This is a genomic window from Saccharomonospora saliphila YIM 90502 (genome assembly GCF_000383795.1).
Taxonomy (GTDB): domain Bacteria; phylum Actinomycetota; class Actinomycetes; order Mycobacteriales; family Pseudonocardiaceae; genus Saccharomonospora; species Saccharomonospora saliphila.
The window spans coordinates 1-1,969 of sequence record NZ_KB912691.1; the positions used below are offsets into that span (position 1 = coordinate 1).

At 71.0% G+C, this 1,969-nt stretch carries 3 protein-coding genes; 2 read left to right on the plus strand and 1 reads right to left on the minus strand.

Features of this window, described 5'->3' with window-relative positions:
* Positions 1-210: 210 nt before the first annotated feature.
* A complete protein-coding gene (locus SACSA_RS23095; RefSeq protein ID WP_019816642.1) occupies positions 211-915 on the plus strand; it encodes a DUF998 domain-containing protein in 705 nt (234 codons plus the stop codon).
* A 28-nt stretch (positions 916-943) separates the two neighbouring features.
* Here SACSA_RS23095 and SACSA_RS0114630 read toward each other — a convergent pair whose 3' ends face one another.
* Positions 944-1,417 (minus strand): hypothetical protein, encoded by a 474-nt coding sequence (locus SACSA_RS0114630; RefSeq protein ID WP_019816643.1) that lies wholly within the window; start codon positions 1,415-1,417, stop codon positions 944-946.
* Between the two features lie 167 nt (positions 1,418-1,584).
* On the opposite strand from SACSA_RS0114630, the gene SACSA_RS24710 reads away from it, so the two are divergent.
* Positions 1,585-1,791 carry a hypothetical protein gene (locus tag SACSA_RS24710; protein ID WP_028661892.1) on the plus strand — a complete coding sequence of 69 codons (207 nt, stop codon included), beginning with the start codon at positions 1,585-1,587 and terminating at the stop codon, positions 1,789-1,791.
* Positions 1,792-1,969 lie beyond the last annotated feature (178 nt).

Genomic DNA, 1,969 nt, shown 5'->3' on the forward strand with positions numbered 1-1,969 from the left:
GGCGCTGACGCTCGCCCGGCGGCACGGCGCCGCCGCGGTGCTCGACGCGGTCCGGACCGCCGAGAACGGCGACCCCACGCGGTCGCGCTGGCCGAGGGCCAAGCGGCACGACGACCAGGTGTTCGCCCTGATCGACTTCGGGGCCGACCGGTGAAACTCAGGGTGGTTCCCTGATGTGTGCGGAGGGTGTGCGGCGGCAGACTCGCGGTCATGGGGCAGCTGGGGACCAGAACCGCGACGGCGGGGGCCGCCACGCGGTTGCGCGCGTGGACCGTGGCCGCGTGGGCCGCGCTCGGGTGGGCGGTGTTCACCCTGCTCGTGTTGCACGCCGTCAGCTCGTTCGACCCGGTGCGCGACCCGGTGAGCCGGTACGCGTTCACCGCCGAGGGCGCGGGCATGCTGGAGGCGAGTCTGATCTCGTTCGCGATCGGCGTGGTCGCGGTGCACCGCGTGCTGGTGGGCTCGGGGGTGCGCGTCAGCGGCACGGCCACCGCGCTGGTCGCGGTGACCACGGCGGGACTGGTGGCCGCCGCGCTGTTCCCGGCGACCTACACCGACGACATCGACCCGGTCAGCGGACTGATCCATCAGTACGCGAGCCTGCTGGCCTTCCTGTCGCTGCCGGGGATCGCCCTGTGCGTGCTCGAACACTGCCAGGACTCCGCGTCGGCCGGGGTCCGCGCGCGCCTCACGCGGTTGCTCGTCGCCGACCTGGCCGCGCTGGCCCTGTTCGGGGCGAGCTACTGTCTGGACAACTTCCTTCCGCCGACGCTCGTGTACTCCTCGCTCGCCGAGGTGCTGCCGGTTGGTGGTGTGCAACGGGTCGTGCTGGTGCTGCACGTCTTCCTGCTGGCGACGCTGCTCACGGTCGCACGTCGGCCGCGGGGTGAGCCGTCGGCCGACGTGCCGGAGTGAAACGAAAGGACGCTCGGCCTGCGCCTGGTCAGGCCGAGTGATCCTCGATCGAGGGACTCATCCTCGGGTCGCGTCCGGCCTGACCGGGCACCGGGGCGACCACGGGGCCGCGCTGAAGCTGCACGTTCGTGCTGGCCGCCCGGGGTTCGGACCGCGTATAGCGATCGTCGGCCGCGCGGGCGTCGTGCATCTGGGAGATCACGGCCATGGTGACCGCGTGCACCAGCGCCAGCAGAAGGAGCAACACACCGAGGTTGCCCACCACCGCCCGCAGCGCGTGGCCACCGCCGAAGTCGAAGTTCAACACCGACAGCAACGCGAGGAAGCCGAACATGACGAGGTGGAACAACACGGTGACGAGTTTCGCCATCGAACCGACCGAGTCGGTTTCGTTGTCCACGTCGGACAGATACCGTTTTCCGCTGTGGTAGAGGAGTTGACCGTCCGCCACGATCATGATCAGGCCCAGGCCGATGAACGCGAGATAGGCGTCAGTGGTCACCTCAGCCTCCTTTCCGGGTGACGCGAGGGCACTTCACCGCTCGTACCCAGTCATCTCCCCCCGGAAACCGGGCGTGTAACCCGGCCCTCGTGTGGGTAATCGCAGGCCACACGGGCTCATCAACCCCGTGTGCCCGCCTGACCGTGACACTCGACCGGGGAGTAGCCGTGAACGCTCATACCTCGACCGCTCCGAGCCACAACCCGAGGCCGGTGCTGCCTTACACCGAGGAACCCGACCCGGAGCAGCGGCGTCGGGCGGTGCGCGCGGTCGCCTCCGCTGCCACCGACGCGCGGGACTGTGCCGACCTGCTCGAGGCACTCGGCCTCGCGCCCGAGGAGGGCCGCTCCGTACCGAGTCAGCGCTCCCGGTGACCGACCGCGCCGGGGCCGTCCGGACCATGGCGGCACGAGCCCGCGCCCACCGGTACGGGGCGCGGCCGGAAAGCGGATGACCACGCGGGCGGGAATTTTGGACACCGCTCGCGTGGTGGGCGGGGTGGTGGTGCCCGCGCTCGCGACGGGCGTGCTCAGGCGCAGGCGTCGCGCGCTC